Source organism: Rhizobium sp. LCM 4573, from assembly GCF_001854865.1.
GTDB lineage: Bacteria > Pseudomonadota > Alphaproteobacteria > Rhizobiales > Rhizobiaceae > Neorhizobium.
In genome coordinates, this window is the sequence record NZ_MDDW01000026.1 from 47,800 (window position 1) to 65,481 (window position 17,682).

The window sequence follows — 17,682 nt, forward strand, 5'->3', positions numbered from 1 at the left end:
AAAGCCGATGACCAATCTCCTGAAGAACCGCGAACTTCTGCTCATCGTCATCATAGGCTTGATGGTGATCGGCTTTGCGACACGCGCGCAGGGCTTCGCCTCGCCTGGCAACCTCGCCAATATCTTCAATGATACGTCGATCCTGATCATACTGGCGCTCGGTCAGATGACGGTGATCCTAACGAAGTCGATTGACCTATCCGTCGCGGCGAATCTCTCTTTCACCGGCATGGCGGTCGCCATGACCAATGCCGCTTTCCCGGACGTGCCTCTTGCGCTTTTGATTGTGATGGCGGTGGGAATCGGCGCCTTTCTCGGAGCAATCAACGGTTTCCTCGTCTGGGCCCTGCAGATACCGCCGATCGTCGTCACTCTCGGCACGCTCACCATCTATCGCGGCATGGCCTTCGTGCTTTCGGGTGGCGGCTGGGTGAACGCCCACCAGATGACGGCGCCGTTTCTCAATATCCCCCGCACGCAGCTTCTCGGCCTGCCCGTGCTTTCCTGGATCGCCATCACCATCGTGCTCGGCGCCTGGTTCGTGCTGACCCGCCTGCCCTTCGGACGCTCGGCTTACGCTTCCGGTGGCAATCCGACAGCCGCCGTCTATGCGGGCATCGATATCGGCTGGACGCGCTTCATCGCCTTCATGCTTTCCGGTGCGCTTGCAGGTCTTTGCGGCTATCTCTGGGTATCGCGCTATGCGGTCGCCTATGTCGATATTGCCGTCGGATTTGAACTCGATACGGTCGCGGCCTGTGTCATCGGCGGGATCTCGATCGCCGGGGGGATCGGTTCGGTCGCAGGCGCCGTGCTCGGCGCGCTTTTCCTCGGCGTCATCAAGAATGCGCTGCCCGTGATCGGCATCTCGCCTTTCGCACAGATGGCGATCTCCGGCATCGTCATCGTGCTTGCCGTCGTCTTCAACGCCCGGGCCGAGCGCAAGGCCGGCCGCATCATCCTGCGCGATCGCGCAGCTCCGGAGGTCTCCGCATGAGCGATGCCGCCAATTCAAAGCGCGTGATCCCAGATCGGCTCGGAACCCGGACGTCCCGGCTGCTGTCGAGCTGGGAGGTTCTGCTCCTCGGAGTGGCGGTCGCGATCTTCGTCTTCAACTCGTTCGCCTCGCCCTACTTCCTGAACGCCTGGAACCTTTCGGACGCCACGTTCAACTTCACTGAAAAGGCAATGATCGCCTTTGCCATGGCCCTGCTCGTCATCGCCGGAGAGATCGATCTCTCGGTTGCAGCGATCATCGCGCTTGCCTCGACCGCCATGGGAGCGGCCGCACAGGCAGGCATCGGCACGCCGGGACTGGTGGCTATCGGCCTCGGTGTCGGGCTCACCTGCGGTGCGTTCAACGGTTTTCTGGTTTCGGTTCTGAGGCTGCCTTCGATCGTCGTGACGATCGGCACGATGAGCCTCTTCCGGGGAGTTTCCTACATCGTCCTCGGCGACAAGGCCTACGGGAATTATCCCGACAGCTTCGCCTATTTCGGCCAGGGCTATGTCTTCTGGGTCTTCTCCTTCGAGTTCGTCCTCTTCATCCTACTGGCGATCGTTTTCGCCATCCTGCTGCACGCGACGAATTTCGGCCGCCAGATCTACGTCATCGGTAACAACGAGTTCGCCGCGCGTTTCTCCGGCATTTCCGTCGAGCGGGTGAAATTCACCCTTTTCCTGCTGACGGGCCTGATGGCGGGTATCGCCTCCATATGCCTCACCTCGCGGCTGGGCTCGACGCGGCCCTCGATCGCCCAGGGCTGGGAACTCGAGATCGTCACCATGGTCGTGCTGGGCGGCGTCTCGATCCTCGGCGGCTCCGGAACGATACCCGGCGTCGTCATCGCCGCCTTCGTCATGGGGCTCGTCACCTTTGGGCTTGGCCTTTTGAACGTGCCCGGCATCGTCATGTCGATCTTCGTCGGCTTGCTTCTCATCACCACCATAGCGATCCCGATCGTCGCCCGTCGCATCAAGGAAATGAGCCGATGACGCTCGAAAGATATGCCTTCAAGATGAAGCTCAACCCCGGCATGGAGGCCGAATACAGGAAACGGCATGACGAAATCTGGCCGGAGCTGGTCGTCCTGCTGCATGAGGCCGGCGTCAGCGACTACTCGATCCATCTGGATCGAGAGACCAATATCCTGTTCGGTGTGCTGACGCGCCCGCGAGATCACGCCATGGCGAAGCTTCCCGAGCATCCAGTGATGCAGAAATGGTGGGCTCACATGGCCGATATCATGGAAACCAATCCGGACAATTCGCCGGTGGCACGCGATCTCGCGACGGTCTTCCATCTGCCATGAGCAAGCCTGCAAAGATCGCCGTCCTCGATATCGGCAAGACCAATGCCAAGGTCGTCGTGCTCGATTGCGCGACAGGCGAAGAGGTTGGAGAGAAACGAATGCCGAACCGGGCCCTGCCCGGCCCGCCTTACCCGCATTACGATATCGACGCCCTTTGGGCCTTCGCCCTGGAGGCGCTGACCGCCTTCACCAGCGCGCCCGGCTTCGACGCCATTTCGATCACCACGCATGGTGCATCCATGGCGCTGCTCGATGCCGATGGAAGGCTCGCCCTGCCCGTGCTCGACTATGAGCACCAGTATCCGCGGGAAATTCAAGCGGCCTACCGGGAGATCCGTCCGCCGTTTTCAGAAACCTTCTCCCCTGCCCTTTCCGGCGGGTTGAACGCGGGCGCGCAGCTCCACTACCAGAAGACCGCCTTTCCGGAGGATTTCGCCCGCGTTCGAACCATCATGACCTATCCGCAATATTGGGCGTGGCGACTGACGGGCGTTGCGGCGAACGAAGGCACATCGCTTGGCTGCCACACGGACCTTTGGGCCCCCCGGCATGGCCGCTATTCTTCATTGGTCGATGAATTGGGCATTGGCGATCTCATGGCGCCGGTGCGTTCGGCCTTTGATGCGCTAGGGCCGATGCGGCGGGACATCGCCGAAAGTCTGGGCCTGCAAAAGCCCATCCCTGTCTTTTGCGGCATTCACGATTCCAACGCCTCGCTATTGCCGCATCTGATCGCGCGGGAAGCGCCATTTGCTGTTGTCTCGACCGGCACCTGGGTCATCAGCTTCGCCGTCGGTGGCGATCTCGACCATCTCGACCCTAAGCGCGACACGCTGGCCAATGTCGATGYCTATGGCCGTGCGGTGCCTTCTTCCCGCTTCATGGGCGGGCGCGAATTCGAGCTTTTGACGGCCGAACTTGGAAAGCTTTCCCCCCAAGCTGCGCTTTCCGCCATGCCGCAGGTCGTTCAAAAAGGCCTGATGCTGCTGCCAAATATAGCATCGGGCTCCGGCCCATATCCAGCTCGTAGCCATGAATGGGTGAATGACGAAAGCGCAATCGTCGATGAGCGCTGGGCTGCCGCTTGTCTTTACCTCGCTCTGATGACGGAGACCTGTCTGGACCTCATCGGCGCAAGCGGACCTATCCTGGTGGAGGGCCCCTTCTCGGCAAATGCCGCCTATCTGCAGGCGCTTGGGGCTCTTCTCAAGCGCGAGGTGATCGCGATTTCCGGTTCGACCGGCACGAGCCAGGGCGCGGCGATGTTGGCGGGCAGTTCCCTGCAATCTATTCGCGTCCAATCAAAAGCCGGCGCCTTGTCGTTGGATCTCTCCGGTTATCGTGCGGCCTGGCGGGAGCAGGCGGAACAGCCGCATCGATAATCTTCGTTGCGGATCGCTTGCCAAGCTTGCTGCAGTGCGGCATCACTAGTCAATGCCGGCGCCTGACCTGACCATTCTTGTGATAGACGAAAACGCGATCCGCGCCTCGATCATCGAGGAGGGGTTGCGCGAGGCGGGTCATAGCAAGGTCACCGTCATCCATGAGGTAAACGGGGTTGCCAAGATCATCGAGACGCTGAAGCCGGACGTGATCGTCATCGATATCGAAAACCCGAACCGCGATATGATGGAGCACCTGTTCCAACTTACGCGCACCGTCAGCCGGCCGATCGCCATGTTCGTCGACCGTTCCGATACGGCCTCGATCGAGGCCGCCGTCGAGGCCGGCGTCTCCGCCTATGTCGTCGACGGGCTGAAGAAGGAGCGCGTCAAGCCGATCCTCGACATGGCGGTCAGCCGCTTCAACGCCTTCAGCCGGCTCCAGCGGGAACTCGCCGAAGCGAAATCGGCGCTCGAAGAACGCAAGGTCATCGAGCGGGCCAAAGGCATCCTCATGAAGATGAAGGGGCTTTCGGAGGAAGAGGCCTTTGCGCTGCTTCGCCAGTCAGCCATGAACGAGAAGAAGAAGATCGCGGAAATCGCCCAGAGCGTGGTGACGGCCGCAGGACTTTTGATGTGAGGAGGCGGCAGACACAGCCTCTCGGGAAGCCGGATGAGCATGATGACGAAGATTGACAGCAGCCGAGACGCTCTTTCCGCTCCGCGCCGCATCATTGGCGAAGGGCCGAAGATCCTGCGGGCCGGATTCATCCCGCTGGTCGATGCGTCGGTGCTGATTGCGGCGGTGGAATTCGGCTTTGCGACGAAAGAGGGACTGACGCTCGATCTTGTGCGGGATGTTTCCTGGGCCAATGTCCGCGATCGCCTGGCCTTCCGGCAGTTCGATATCGCCCATATGCTTTCGCCGATGCCGGTTGCCTCCATGCTGGGCCTCGGCTCCAACCCCTCCCCGACGATCACGCCCTTCTCACTCGGGCGAGGCGGCAATGCCATTACCCTTTCCCTGCGGCTTTTCGAACGGATGCGCGAGGCGGCCGGCCTTTCCGAAACGGCGAATGCGCTCGACAACGCCGAGGCGCTCGCGGTTGTGGTGCGGCAGATGAAGGAGCGTGGCGAGCCTCTGCCGACACTCGGCATGACCTATCCCTTCTCCTCCCACAATTACGAGTTCCGCTATTGGCTGGCAGCAGGCGGCATCGATCCCGACAAGGATGTGAAGCTGGTCGTGGTCCCTCCCCCGCTGACGTCCGATGCGCTTGCAGCAGGCGCGATCGACGGCTTCTGCGTCGGTGCGCCGTGGAACATGGTCGCCTCCGAGCGTGGCGTCGGCCGCATCGTTGCGGCCAAGCAGGACATCTGGCCGTCCGCACCCGAAAAGGTGATCGGCATGCGTCCGGACTGGGCGGAAAGCCATCCTGAAACCGTATCCCGCCTCCTCGTCGCGCTCGATGCGGCCGCCCGTTGGTGCGACCGGCCCGAAAACCACGATGCGCTGGCCGAAGTTCTGGCGGACGCCCGCTATATCGCGGCCCCTGTCGATATCATCCGCCACGTGCTCGGCGGGCAGTTCAGCCTCGACGCGCGAGGCAACCGACGCGTCATAGACCGCTACTTCACCTTCCATGAGGGTTTTGCGAATTATCCCCGTCCCAGCCAGGCATTGTGGATCTACAGCCAGATGATCCGTTGGGGCCAGGCGCGACTGACCGAGGAAGGGCTGCAGGCTGCGGCAAGCGCCTATCGTCCCGATCTCTATCGCACCGCGCTCGGAAAGGCAGATATGCCTGAGGGCGGAGACATTCGCGTGGAAGGAAACGTCGAGGGCGACCGCTTCATGGATGGCCATGTTTTCGATCCTTCGGATATCGGCGATTACGTGGATAGGTTCGCTGTTAGGAGCCGCTCGGGGGCTGGCTCGAACGGCGACGAAGTCTGAGACTTCCGTATCGGCTGCCTATCAGTCGGGCTCTTCAGAAAAGCAACAGCATAAACAATTTGCAGGCCATTTCGCCTGCCTAAAATTTAATCGTCGAATTATTCCCTAAATTTACGTTTATCTACAATCGCTTACGCATCTCATCCAAAACTGGCACGCTGTTTGCGTGGTAGAAAGCGCACCGGTCAACGGCGATCGGTGCGGATGAGCGCACGATAAGCGCCCACAAAGACATCGACGTCGCAAGGTCTTCGTGTCCGGGATCCTCCCATCCCTGGAGACACGTTTTCCGAGCGGCGTTTTTTTATGTCCGAAAATCCGTCGGCCACCAGACAAGGGAACAAGTGCATGACCAAGATTTCGACAACCGACATCAGCAGCGGCCACGAACCGGAAAAGGCATTGTGGATGTCCACGCTCGCCTTCACCATCTGTTTTGCCGTCTGGACGATCTTCGCCATCATCGGCGTCCGCATCAAACAGGATCTCGGCCTCACCGAGGCTCAATTCGGACTTCTCGTCGGCACCCCGATCCTGACCGGATCGCTCGTGCGCATCGTGCTTGGCATCTGGACCGGCCGCTATGGCGGCCGCCTTGTCTATACGCTGACCATGCTCGCCTCGGCGGTGGCGACCTTCCTGCTCTCCTTTGCGACCACCTATCCGCAGATGCTGCTCGCCGGTCTCGGTGTCGGGCTTGCCGGCGGCTCGTTCGCCGTCGGCGTCGCCTATATCTCGCCATTCTTCCCACCGCAGAAGCAGGGCACGGCGCTCGGCATCTTCGGCGCCGGCAATGTCGGCGCGGCGGTGACGAAATTCGTCGCCCCGTTCGTCCTTCTCGCCTGGGGATGGCAGGCTGTTGCCCAGATCTGGGCCGCCGCCCTCGTCGTCATGGCGATCGTCTTCTGGTTCATCACCACCGATGACCCGGCCTACCGCGCTCGCCGCGAAAAGGGTGCCGCCCCCCGCAGTCTCGCCCAGGAATTCGCACCACTGAAGAACGCCCAGGTCTGGCGTTTCTGCCTCTACTACTTCTTCGCATTTGGCGGGTTTGTGGCGCTCTCCCTCTGGCTGCCGCGCTATCTGGTCGGCGTCTACGGCTTCGATCTTGCCGCAGCCGGCATGATCGCCGCCGCCTATTCGATCCCTGGCAGCATCTTCCGCGCCTTCGGCGGCATGCTCTCCGACAAGAAGGGCGCCCGTAGCGTCATGTACTGGATGTTCGGCGTCTCGGCGGTCTCGACGCTCGTCCTGTCGCTGCCGGTGGGCGTTACGCCGATAGTCTTCATCGTGGTCGTCTTCATGCTCGGGTTTGTCATGAGCCTCGGCAAGGCCGCGGTCTACAAGCACATCCCCGCTTACTACCCCGAAAGCGTTGGTGCAGTGGGCGGCGTCGTCGGCATGGTCGGCGGCCTTGGCGGCTTCATCCTGCCGATCGCCTTCGGGCTGCTCAAGGACGTAACCGGCCTCTGGTCCAGTTGCTTCCTGCTTCTTTTTGCCGTCGTCGCCGTCTCACTGATCTGGATGCATGTGTCGATCAAGCAGATGGATCGCCGTGGGCTCTCCGTCTCCGCCGTTGCGGCCACCTGAACCAAGGAAATAAGAATCATGACCGAGAAACTCGTCATCATCGGCAACGGCATGGCGCCGGGACGCATGCTGGAGCACCTTTTCGAACAGGCGCCCGGCCGATACGAAGTCACGATCTTCAACGCCGAACCGCGCGTCAACTATGACCGCATCATGCTCTCGCCGGTACTGTCCGGCGAGAAGGATTACGAGCAGATCATCATCCACGGCGACGGCTGGTACATCAAGCACGGCATCACACTCTACAAAGGTCACAAGATTGTTGCGATCGACCGCGCCCAAAAGACCGTGACTTCCGACCACGGCGTCACCGAGAGCTATGACAAGCTCGTGATCGCCACCGGTTCGGTGCCCTTCATCATCCCCGTGCCCGGCAAGGACCTGCCGGGCGTGATCACCTATCGCGACCTGGACGACGTGCAGGCGATGCTTCTCGCAGCGCAGTCACGTCAGAAGGCAATCGTCATCGGTGGCGGGCTTCTCGGTCTCGAGGCCGCCGCAGGCCTCGCACAGCGCGGCATGGACGTGACGGTATTGCACGTCATGCCGACGCTGATGGAACGCCAGCTCGATCCGGCCGCCGGCTATCTGCTGCAGAAGGCGGTCGAGGAGCGCGGCATCAAGGTCGTCTGCAAGGCCAATACCAAGGCGATCATCGGTGACGGCAAGGTGGAAGGTGTCGAGCTTGACGACGGCCGCATCATTCCTGCGACCCTCGTCGTCATGGCCGTCGGCATCCGCCCGAATGCCGGACTTGCCAAGGATGCCGGTCTCGCGGTCAACCGCGGCATCGTCGTCGATGCCGGCATGCAGACTTCGGACGGCGATATCTATTCGGTCGGCGAATGCGCCGAGGTGGACGGCATGGTCTATGGCCTCGTCGCTCCGCTCTACGAAATGGCGCGCGTCGCGGCATCGCATCTCGCCGGCGATACCAAGCCCGCCTTCGTGCACTCCGACACGCCGACCAAACTCAAGGTCACCGGCATCGATCTCTATTCACTCGGAGATTTCGCCGATGGCGACGACCGCCAGGAGATCGTCCTGCGTGATGCGACCGCGGGCATCTACAAGCGCCTCGTGCTCAAGGACAACCGCATCATCGGCACGGTTCTCTACGGCGAGACCTCCGACGGCGCCTGGTTCAACGATCTCAAGAAGAAAGCCACCGACATTTCGGAGATGCGCGACACGCTGATCTTCGGCCAGGCTTACCAGGGAGGAGCTCCCCTGGACCCTATGGCGGCCGTTGCAGCCTTGCCGGATGATGCGGAAATCTGCGGCTGCAACGGCGTCTGCAAGGGCAAGATCGTCTCGACCATTTCGGGCAAGGGACTGACCTCGCTCGATGACGTGCGCGCCCACACCAAGGCGTCGGCTTCCTGCGGGTCCTGCACCGGCCTTGTCGAGCAGCTGATGGCTTTGACGCTTGGCGACAGCTACAACCCTGCTGCCGTCACGCCGATGTGCACCTGCACTGAACTCGGCCACGATGACGTGCGCCGCCTCATCAAGGCGAAGGGGCTGAAGACCATTCCCGCCGTCATGCAGGAGCTGGAATGGAAGACCTCCTGCGGCTGCGCCAAATGCCGGCCGGCGCTCAACTACTACCTCGTCTGCGATTGGCCGGATGAATATGCCGACGATTACCAATCGCGTTTCATCAACGAACGCGTCCACGCCAACATCCAGAAGGACGGCACCTATTCGGTCGTGCCGCGCATGTGGGGCGGGGTCACCAACGCGGATGAGCTTCGCGCGATTGCGGACGTCGTCGACAAGTTCGAGATCCCGCTGGTCAAGGTCACCGGTGGGCAGCGCATCGACCTTCTTGGCATCGAGAAGGAGGACCTTCCGGCCGTCTGGGCCGATCTCGGCAAGGCGGGCTTCGTCTCCGGCCAAGCCTATGCCAAGGGCCTGCGCACGGTAAAGACCTGCGTCGGCTCCGACTGGTGCCGCTTCGGCACACAGGATTCGACGGGGCTCGGCATCCGCATCGAGAAATTCATGTGGGGATCGTGGACGCCGGCCAAGCTGAAGATGGCTGTCTCCGGCTGTCCGCGAAACTGCGCGGAGGCGACCTGCAAGGATATCGGTGTCATCTGCGTCGATTCCGGCTTCGAGATCCATTTCGCAGGCGCCGCCGGCCTCGACATCAAGGGCACGGAGGTTCTCGGCCTCGTCAAGACCGAGGACGACGCGCTCGAGCATATCGTGGCGCTGACACAGATGTATCGCGAACAAGCCCGCTATCTGGAGCGCATCTACAAATGGGCAAAGCGCATCGGTCTCGAAGAAATCCGCCGTCAGATCATGGGTGATGCCGACAAGCGCAAGGCGTATTACGACCGCTTCGTCTTTTCCCAGAAATTTGCCCAGGTCGATCCCTGGTCGGAGCGCGTCTCCGGCAAGGACAAGCATGAATTCAAGCCCATGGCGACCATCGGCTTCAACCAGGCTGCCGAGTGAGGAGATGACGATGAACTGGATCGAGATCGGGCACATCGACGACATCCCGCTGCGTGGCGCGCGCTGCGTGAAGACCCCTCAGGGCAAAATCGCCGTGTTCCGCACGGCCGAGAACGAGGTTTTCGCGATCGAGGACCATTGCCCCCACAAGGGCGGGCCGCTCAGCCAGGGCATCGTTCACGGCCGGGCGGTAACCTGCCCGCTCCACAACTGGGTGATCTCGCTGGAGTCCGGAAAGGCATTGGGAGCCGACGAAGGAGAGGTGCGGACCATCCCCGTCCGTTGCGAGGACGGTGCGCTTTCGATTGCGCTGGAGAACCTGATGGTGGCGGCCGAATAAATGGAGACGGAGGTCAAGACAACCTGTCCCTATTGCGGCGTCGGCTGCGGTGTGATTGCCAAAATCGCCGATGACGGCATTGTATCCGTCAAAGGCGACCCCGATCATCCAGCCAATTTCGGCCGGCTCTGCTCCAAGGGATCGGCGCTTGCCGAGACGCTCGATCTCGATGGCCGCATTCTCCATCCGGAGATTGCCGGAGAGCGGGCCGAATGGGGAGAGGCGCTTGACCTCGTCGCGCAGCGTTTTTCGGATGCTATTGCCGAGCACGGACCGGATTCGGTCGCCTTCTACGTCTCCGGGCAGCTGTTGACCGAGGATTATTATGTCGCCAACAAGCTGATGAAGGGCTTCATCGGCTCCGCCAATATCGACACCAACTCTCGGCTCTGCATGTCGTCCTCCGTCGCCGGCCATCGCCGCGCCTTCGGATCGGACACGGTGCCCGGCACATACGAGGATCTCGAGCTTGCCGATCTTGTCATCCTGACCGGGTCCAATCTCGCCTGGTGCCATCCGGTCATCTATCAGCGGGTGGCCGCCGCCAAGGCAGCGCGTCCGGGCATGAAAGTTGTAGTCATCGATCCTCGCCGCACCATGACCTGCGACATCGCCGATCTGCATCTGGCCATCCGTCCCGATGGAGATGCCGCGCTGTTCGCCGGCCTGCTCGCTCATCTCGCGAAGAGCCCGGCCATAGACGAGAACTATGTCGCAGCCCATACGGAAGGCTTTGGAGAAGCCTTCGCGGCGGCCTCGGCCCTTTCCCTCGCTGACTTGATCGGGAGCACCGGCCTGCCGGTCATGAATATCCGGGAATTCTTCCGCCTGTTCGAAACGACGGAGAAAGTCGTCACCTGCTACAGCCAGGGCGTCAATCAATCCTCCTCCGGAACCGACAAGGTCAACGCCATCCTCAATTGCCATCTGGCAACCGGCCGGATCGGCCGGCCCGGCATGGGACCTTTCTCGCTCACCGGCCAGCCGAACGCCATGGGTGGCCGCGAAGTGGGCGGGCTGGCGAACATGCTCGCCGCTCATATGGCGATCGAAAGTGCCGCGGATCGCGATCGGGTGCAGCGTTTCTGGGCCTCGCCGGCGATCGCCGCAAAACCGGGGCTGAAGGCCGTGGATATGTTCCGGGCGGTTGCCGACGGGCGCATCAAGGCCCTCTGGATCATGGCGACCAATCCGGTGGTCTCCATGCCGAATGCCGATGCCGTAGAGGCAGCTATCCGGAACTGTCCCTTCGTGGTGGTCTCGGATGTGCTTCGCGACACCGATACGGCGCGGCACGCGCATGTGCTGCTCCCTTCGCTCGGATGGGGTGAGAAGACCGGTACCGTCACCAATTCGGAGCGTCGCATTTCCCGTCAGCGCTCGTTCCTGGCCGCGCCTGGAGAGACCAAGCCTGATTGGTGGCAGTTGACCGAAGTGGCTCGCCGCATGGGTTTCGCGGATGCTTTCGACTACCGTGAGCCGGCCGAGATCTTTGCTGAACATGYGGCCCTTTCCGCCTTCGAGAACGAAGGGAGCCGCGATTTCGATATCGGCGCCTATGCCGAAATCGACCGCTCTTCCTATGACGCGTTGGCACCCTTCCAGTGGCCGCAACCTGCGGGTAGCGAGCCGGTCGTCACCCGTTTCTTCGCCGAGGGCGGGTTCTTTCATCCAGACCGCAAAGCCCGCTTTGTCGCGGTCTATCCGCCACAGGCAACCGACCGCACCAACGAGCAATATCCGCTGACCCTGAATACCGGCCGCGTCCGCGATCATTGGCATACGATGACGCGAACCGGAAAAAGCGCCCGTCTCTCCGCCCACCTCGCCGAGCCCTTCGCCGAAATCCATCCGGCAGATGCCACGGAGCTTGGAATTGGTGGCGCCGCTCTGGTGGAGCTTGAAAGCGCGCACGGAAAAGCGATCGTCCGCGCGCTGGTCACCGAACGGCAGGCGCGTGGCAGCGTCTTCGTGCCGATGCATTGGAACGACCAGTTCGCCGCCAAGGCGCGTATCGATGCCTTGGTCGCGCCGCTCACCGACCCTTTCTCAGGTCAGCCGGCCTCCAAGAATGTGGCAATCGCTGCTCGCAACTTCGCCGCCTCCCATTACGGTTTTGCGGTTTCTGCCGGCAGGCCGATGACGCCGCGTGCGGATTACTGGGCGATTGCCAAGGCGGACGGTGGGTGGCGGACGGAACTCGCGTTCCTGAACGCATCCGAGGACTGGACGTCGTGGTGCCGCGACACTTTCGGCATTTCCGGCCAGCTCGAGCCGCTCGGCTATGCCGACAGACAAACGGGCGATCTGCGCCTTGCCTTTTTCGATGGCGACCGGCTGCTCGCCGCCTTGTTCCTCGGCCGCCAGCCGGTGGCCGTCGCCCGCAATTGGACGGTCAGCCAGCTCATGGCCAGCCACGCGAATATGCGCAAGCGTTTCGCGCTTGTCGCGGGCCGGCCCGGCGCCGATGTGCCCGATCCAGGCGCGACCGTCTGCTCCTGCCTCGGCGTCGGCGTGAACCGGATCATCGAGGCCGTGCGCGGCGGCTGCCACAGTGTCGAGGCGGTCGGCAAACACACCAATGCCGGCACCAATTGCGGCTCCTGCCGCGCCGAAATCAAGGGGATCATCGATGGATGTCTTGCAGCCGCCGCGGAATGAAGCGCCCGCTCGTATGGCGCCCCTTGCCAAGCTCCCGGTCTTCTGGGCGCTTGAAGACAAGCGAGTGATCGTTGCCGGCGGCTCCGATGCGGCCGCCTGGAAAGCCGAACTGCTCGCCGCCTGTGGCGCCGAAGTACATGTCTATGCGGAGGAGCTATCCGACACATTCGAGAAGCTGGTCATGCGGGCCTCCGAGCATCCGCAGGGCAGGTTCATCCATCATCGTGAAGCTTGGAGCCCTTTCATATTCCCCAATGCCGCACTCGCGATTGCGGATTGCGACGAGGAAGATGAAGCGCGGGCATTTTTCGATGCGGCACGCAGGGCCGGCGTGCCGGTCAACGTCATCGACAAACCTGCCTTCTGCCAGTTCCAGTTCGGTTCGATCGTCAACCGTTCGCCGGTCGTCATCTCGATCTCGACCGATGGCGCGGCACCGATCCTCGCGCAGGCGATCCGCCGGCGGATCGAAACCCTGCTGCCGCAATCGCTGAAGGGTTGGGCGGAGCTTGCCCAATCGCTGCGGGAAAAGATCAACGCTCGCCTTGCGCCCGGCCCGCAACGCCGGGCCTTCTGGGAGCGGTTCGTCGATCATGCCTTTGCCGGCAAGCCTGCCGCCGAAGGCGAAGCAGATGTGCTGAGGGATACGGTTCGACTGGCCTCCACTCCGGCATCCCAAGGGCGAGTCACGCTCGTCGGCGCCGGCGCCGGCGATGCGGAGCTGCTCACCCTCAAAGCGGTCCGCGCCCTTCAGGCGGCGGACATCATTCTTTTCGACGATCTCGTCTCGGACGAGGTCCTGGAGCTTGCCCGCCGCGAGGCCAAGCGCATGCTGGTGGGAAAACGTGGTGGCCGCGAAAGCTGCAGACAGGAAGACATCAATGCGATGATGGTGAACTTCGCGAAAGCCGGTAAACATGTCGTCCGCCTCAAGTCCGGGGACCCGATGATCTTCGGCCGCGCCGGCGAGGAAATCGCCTGGCTCGAGGAGCAGGGTATTCCGGTCCAGGTGGTGCCGGGGATCACGTCCGCAAGCGCGATGGCCTCGCGCCTCGGCGTCTCCCTCACCCATCGCGATCATGCGCAGGGTGTTCGCTTCGTCACCGGCCATTCACGCCAAGGACAATTGCCCGACAATCTTGACTGGAAGAACCTCGCCGACCCAGCCACGACGACGATCTATTACATGGCCGGTCGCACCGCCGGCGCGATCGCTGCGAAGCTCGTCGAGGCTGGCATGGACACGCACATGCCGGTGGTGATCGTCAGYGCCATCGCCCGCTCCAACGAGAGACGGTGGGCCGGACCGTTATGCGACATGCCCGCCGCGATCGCCGAAATCGGCGTTAACGAGCCGGTGTTGATCGGCATCGGGAAGGTCTTCGGCAAATTGAACATGACAGGCAAAGCCTTGCCGCAGTCCGAGGGACAAGTGGATCAAGCGCCAGCGCCCCTGCGCGCCGGCTTATAGAAAGCTGGCTTCGAACAATTCGCGCGAATAATCCGCATGGGTGGTGCCCGCCCACAGGTCCGCCTTCGTCAACTCATCGACGAATATCCCGTTCTGCATGACCAGAACCCGGTCGCACATATGAGCGATCACCGAGAGGTCGTGACTTACCAGCACATAGGTGAGGTTCCGCTCCTCGCGCTGATCGGCAAGTAGGTTCAGGACCTCCGCCTGGATCGAGACGTCGAGCGCCGAAGTCGGCTCGTCGAGAAGAAGGATCGGCGGAGACAGGATGAGCGCCCGGGCGATCGCGACGCGCTGGCGCTGGCCGCCGGAAAGCTCATGCGGAAAGCGGCTGGCGAAATGCGCCGGCAGACCCACCTGCTGCAGTGCTTTCGACACTTGCGACCAGCCGTCCCCCAATCCCATGGCGCGGATTGGCTCGGCAAGCGCCGTGCCGATGCGATGGCGCGGATGCAGCGAGCCGTAAGGGTCCTGGAACACCATCTGCGCGAGCTTCAGTTCCTCGCGGCTGCGAGCCTTGCCCACTGGCTTGCCGTCGAAATGAATGGTGCCCGTCCAACCGCTCTCGAGGCCTGCGAGCGACCGCAGCAAGGTCGACTTGCCGCAGCCGGATTCGCCGACGATCCCCAGCGTTTCGCCGTGTCCGACCTCGAAGCTGACGCTCCGGACCACGTGGTTGCGGGTTTCGCTGACGCCATAGACGACATCGAGGTTTTCCACCTTGATCATCGGGCAATCTCCGCTTCGATCGATGCGCGGTCCAGAACCTTGAGGCGGGAGACCGGATGGCGGGGGTCGGGCATGGCTGCGATTAGCCCTCTTGTATAGGGATGCCTGGCATCGTCCAGGCTGGTGAGCGTTTCCACGATGCGGCCGGAATACATGACCAGAATGCGCTCGCAGAAGGCGGCAACCATGCGGATGTCATGGCTGATGAGAATGAGGCCCGAATTGTTCTCCCGCACCAGCTCGTCGAGCAGCATCAGTACATCCTTGCGGACACTGACATCGAGTGCCGACGTCGGCTCGTCGGCGATCACCAGCTTCGGCTTGGCGATGAGCATCATGGCGATCATCACGCGCTGTCCCATGCCGCCTGAAATCTGATGCGGGTAAAGCTTCAATACCCGCTCCGGATCCTTGATCCTGACGCGTTCCAGCATGTGACGCGCATGGGCGAGTGCATCCCTTCCCTTGAGGCCGAGATGGAGTTTCGCGGATTCGGCGATCTGCCTGCCTATGGTGAGCACCGGGTTCAGCGAATAGCGCGGATCCTGCATGATGAGCGCCAGGTCCTTGCCGCGCAGCCGCCCCATCTCCTTTTCCGATTTCGCGAGGAGCGGCTCACCATTGAAATCGAGCTGTTCAGCCGTGATGCTGGCCTTTGCCGGCAGCAAGCGCATGATCGCCCGGCCGGTGGTCGATTTTCCCGAACCGGATTCGCCGACGATGCCGATGCGCTCCCGGCCGACGTCGARGCTMGCCTCGGAGACTGCGGCGATCGCATTGCGGCCGAAGCGGACGTTCAGGTTGCGGACGGAAAGTACGGGCTGCATATCACGATCGGGCATGGCGAGGATCCAAAAGGTCACGCAGCGTGTCGCCGGCGATGTTGAAGGCAAGGCTGGTCAGCAGGATCGCGATACCGGGCATCACGGCGACCCACCAGTAATCGAGCATGAACTTGCGGCCGCTGGAGATCATCGCGCCCCATTCGGGCAGCGGAGGCTGAGCACCGAGGCCTAGAAAGCCCAGAGAAGCGGCCGTCAGGATAATCCCCGCCATGTTGAGCGTCAGTCGCACGATGACCGAGGGGATGCACATCGGAGCGATGTAGAAGAACAGGATGCGCAGCGGCGACGCGCCGTAAAGGCGGGCGGCGGCCACGTAATCGGCATTGCGCACCACCAGCGCCTCGGCGCGGGCAAGACGCGCGATCGGCGGCCAGGCGGTGAGCGAGATCGCGATGATGGCCGTGCCGAGCCCGGCGCCGAGTGCGGCGGCGAAGGCAAGCGCCAGGATCAACGAGGGAAAGGAGAGAACGATATCGGTGGCGCGCATGAGAAACGCATCCGTCCTGCCCCCGAAGAACCCGGCGACAACTCCGATGATGAGCCCGATCGGACCGACGATGATCGAGACAGAAAGCACGGTCTGGATGGTGATGCGGGTTCCGTAGACAAGCCGGCTGAAGATATCACGGCCGAACTCGTCGGTTCCGGCCAAATGCGCGAGGCTCGGGGGTTGCAGCGCGTCACTCAGCACTTGCCGGACGGGATCATAGGGCGCGATCACCGGCGCGAAGACCGCGACCAGTACGAGCAGAGCGAGAATGATGAAACCCGCCATCCCGAGCGGCTCGTCCCCGAGCTTGCGGATCACGCGCGCTGAGCCGCTCAGCATCCGTTGGACAAGACCGGGCGGCTGGATGGCGCTGGTGTCGTGAAGGGTGTCGGTCATCGTGCGACCTCCCGTGTGCGCGGATCGAGCAGCGCATAGGCGATGTCGGCCGCGAAGTTCAGAAACATGAAGATGAAACCAATGATGATCGTGCTTGCCAGAATGGCGTTCATGTCGCCGATCATCAGCGCGTTGGTCATGTACTGGCCGATGCCCGGCCAGGAGAACACGATCTCGGTGATGACCGCTCCCTCCAGCAGATTGCCGTAGGAAATGGCGAGCACGGTAATGAGCTGCACGGCGATATTCGGCAGCACATGGCTGACGACCGTTCGCGCCGGCCCGACACCTTTCGCGCGCGCGGCGATCACATAATCCTGGTTCAGCTGTTCCAGCGTGAAGCTGCGCGTCATCCGGGTGATATAGGCCATCGCCATATAGGCGAGGATCGCCGCCGGCAGGATGATATGCGAAAGCGCATTCCAGAAGATTTCCGGTTCACCTTCGAGAAGGCTGTCTACGAGCATGAGGCCGGTCGTCGGCTCGATGATGCCTTCATAGAAGACGTCCACCCTGCCCGGACCGCCCACCAGCGAAAGCCAGGCATAGAAGACGACGAGGCCGACGATCCCGAACCAGAAGACCGGGATGGAATGGCCGATCAACGCGAAAACGCGGGCGAACTTGTCGATGAAGCTATCCCGGAAGAGAGCCGCGACCAGACCAAGCGGAACCCCCACGACCGTCGAGATGATGATCGCCAGCGTTGCCAGTTCCAAGGTTGCCGGAAAGGCCTGCGCCAGATCGCGAGCCACCGGATTTCCCGTGAGGATGGCGGTACCGAGATCGCCGTGCAGCAGGCCTTTCAGATATATGAAGAACTGCTGGTAGAGCGGCAGGTCGAGACCCAGTCTCGCGCGCATCGCTTCGTAGGCGGCCGGGTCGGCGAGCTCCCCGACGATCGCGCCGACCGGGTCCGTCGGCATGACCCGGCCGATCACGAAGGTGACGCATAACAGGATGAACAGACTGACGGCGAAATGCACGAGACGTCGCGTCAACCCGCCTAGGGATAGTTCCTTCATGATCGGCTGCCC

General features: G+C 62.3%; 15 protein-coding genes. 11 read left to right on the plus strand and 4 right to left on the minus strand.

The features are described 5' to 3' along the window. Positions 1 to 7: 7 nt before the first annotated feature. The 11 genes from LCM4573_RS19360 to cysG all read left to right on the plus strand — a co-directional run bounded on the left by LCM4573_RS19360 (position 8) and on the right by cysG (position 14,182). The gene (locus LCM4573_RS19360; RefSeq protein ID WP_071008018.1) at positions 8 to 997 is read left to right on the plus strand and encodes an ABC transporter permease; all 990 of its coding nucleotides are present in this window, start codon (positions 8 to 10) and stop codon (positions 995 to 997) included. Beyond that, entirely contained in the window at positions 994 to 1,995 is a 1,002-nt protein-coding gene (locus LCM4573_RS19365; RefSeq protein WP_071008019.1) for an ABC transporter permease, read from the plus strand. The genes LCM4573_RS19360 and LCM4573_RS19365 overlap by 4 nt, the downstream gene beginning before the upstream one ends. Further along, positions 1,992 to 2,312 carry an L-rhamnose mutarotase gene (gene rhaM / locus LCM4573_RS19370; protein WP_071008020.1) on the plus strand — a complete coding sequence of 107 codons (321 nt, stop codon included), beginning with the start codon at positions 1,992 to 1,994 and terminating at the stop codon, positions 2,310 to 2,312. Before LCM4573_RS19365 ends, rhaM begins: the two co-directional genes overlap by 4 nt. Then, positions 2,309 to 3,694 (plus strand): FGGY-family carbohydrate kinase, encoded by a 1,386-nt coding sequence (locus LCM4573_RS19375; protein WP_071008021.1) that lies wholly within the window; start codon positions 2,309 to 2,311, stop codon positions 3,692 to 3,694. The genes rhaM and LCM4573_RS19375 overlap by 4 nt, the downstream gene beginning before the upstream one ends. A gap of 52 nt (positions 3,695 to 3,746) precedes the next feature. Then, the gene (locus LCM4573_RS19380) at positions 3,747 to 4,334 is read left to right on the plus strand and encodes an ANTAR domain-containing response regulator (RefSeq protein ID WP_071008022.1); all 588 of its coding nucleotides are present in this window, start codon (positions 3,747 to 3,749) and stop codon (positions 4,332 to 4,334) included. 33 nt (positions 4,335 to 4,367) lie between these two features. Next, complete coding sequence (locus tag LCM4573_RS19385) at positions 4,368 to 5,651, plus strand: CmpA/NrtA family ABC transporter substrate-binding protein (protein WP_071008023.1); 1,284 nt, start codon at positions 4,368 to 4,370, stop codon at positions 5,649 to 5,651. Between the two features lie 348 nt (positions 5,652 to 5,999). Then, the gene (locus LCM4573_RS19390; RefSeq protein WP_071008024.1) at positions 6,000 to 7,241 is read left to right on the plus strand and encodes a nitrate/nitrite transporter; all 1,242 of its coding nucleotides are present in this window, start codon (positions 6,000 to 6,002) and stop codon (positions 7,239 to 7,241) included. Positions 7,242 to 7,259: 18 nt separating this feature from the next. Further along, on the plus strand, positions 7,260 to 9,710 hold the full coding sequence (gene nirB, locus LCM4573_RS19395; RefSeq protein WP_071008025.1) for a nitrite reductase large subunit NirB: 2,451 nt from the start codon (positions 7,260 to 7,262) through the stop codon (positions 9,708 to 9,710). Between the two features lie 4 nt (positions 9,711 to 9,714). Further along, positions 9,715 to 10,050 (plus strand): nitrite reductase small subunit NirD, encoded by a 336-nt coding sequence (gene nirD, locus LCM4573_RS19400; RefSeq protein ID WP_071008026.1) that lies wholly within the window; start codon positions 9,715 to 9,717, stop codon positions 10,048 to 10,050. After that, complete coding sequence (locus tag LCM4573_RS19405) at positions 10,051 to 12,711, plus strand: nitrate reductase (protein WP_071008027.1); 2,661 nt, start codon at positions 10,051 to 10,053, stop codon at positions 12,709 to 12,711. After that, on the plus strand, positions 12,683 to 14,182 hold the full coding sequence (cysG, locus tag LCM4573_RS19410; protein WP_071008028.1) for a siroheme synthase CysG: 1,500 nt from the start codon (positions 12,683 to 12,685) through the stop codon (positions 14,180 to 14,182). Before LCM4573_RS19405 ends, cysG begins: the two co-directional genes overlap by 29 nt. On the opposite strand, the gene LCM4573_RS19415 is transcribed toward cysG, so the two are convergent. Genes LCM4573_RS19415 through LCM4573_RS19430 form a run of 4 tightly spaced genes read right to left on the minus strand, consistent with a single transcriptional unit; the run spans position 14,177 to position 17,670 of the window. After that, positions 14,177 to 14,914 (minus strand): ABC transporter ATP-binding protein, encoded by a 738-nt coding sequence (locus tag LCM4573_RS19415; protein ID WP_071008029.1) that lies wholly within the window; start codon positions 14,912 to 14,914, stop codon positions 14,177 to 14,179. The genes cysG and LCM4573_RS19415 overlap by 6 nt on opposite strands. Beyond that, a complete protein-coding gene (locus LCM4573_RS19420; RefSeq protein WP_071008030.1) occupies positions 14,911 to 15,756 on the minus strand; it encodes an ABC transporter ATP-binding protein in 846 nt (281 codons plus the stop codon). The genes LCM4573_RS19415 and LCM4573_RS19420 overlap by 4 nt, the downstream gene beginning before the upstream one ends. Beyond that, positions 15,743 to 16,645: an ABC transporter permease gene (locus LCM4573_RS19425; protein ID WP_071008031.1), complete on the minus strand. Its 903-nt coding sequence runs from the start codon at positions 16,643 to 16,645 to the stop codon at positions 15,743 to 15,745. Before LCM4573_RS19425 ends, LCM4573_RS19420 begins: the two co-directional genes overlap by 14 nt. Further along, positions 16,642 to 17,670: an ABC transporter permease gene (locus LCM4573_RS19430; RefSeq protein ID WP_071008503.1), complete on the minus strand. Its 1,029-nt coding sequence runs from the start codon at positions 17,668 to 17,670 to the stop codon at positions 16,642 to 16,644. The genes LCM4573_RS19425 and LCM4573_RS19430 overlap by 4 nt, the downstream gene beginning before the upstream one ends. Between the last annotated feature and the right edge of the window lie 12 nt (positions 17,671 to 17,682).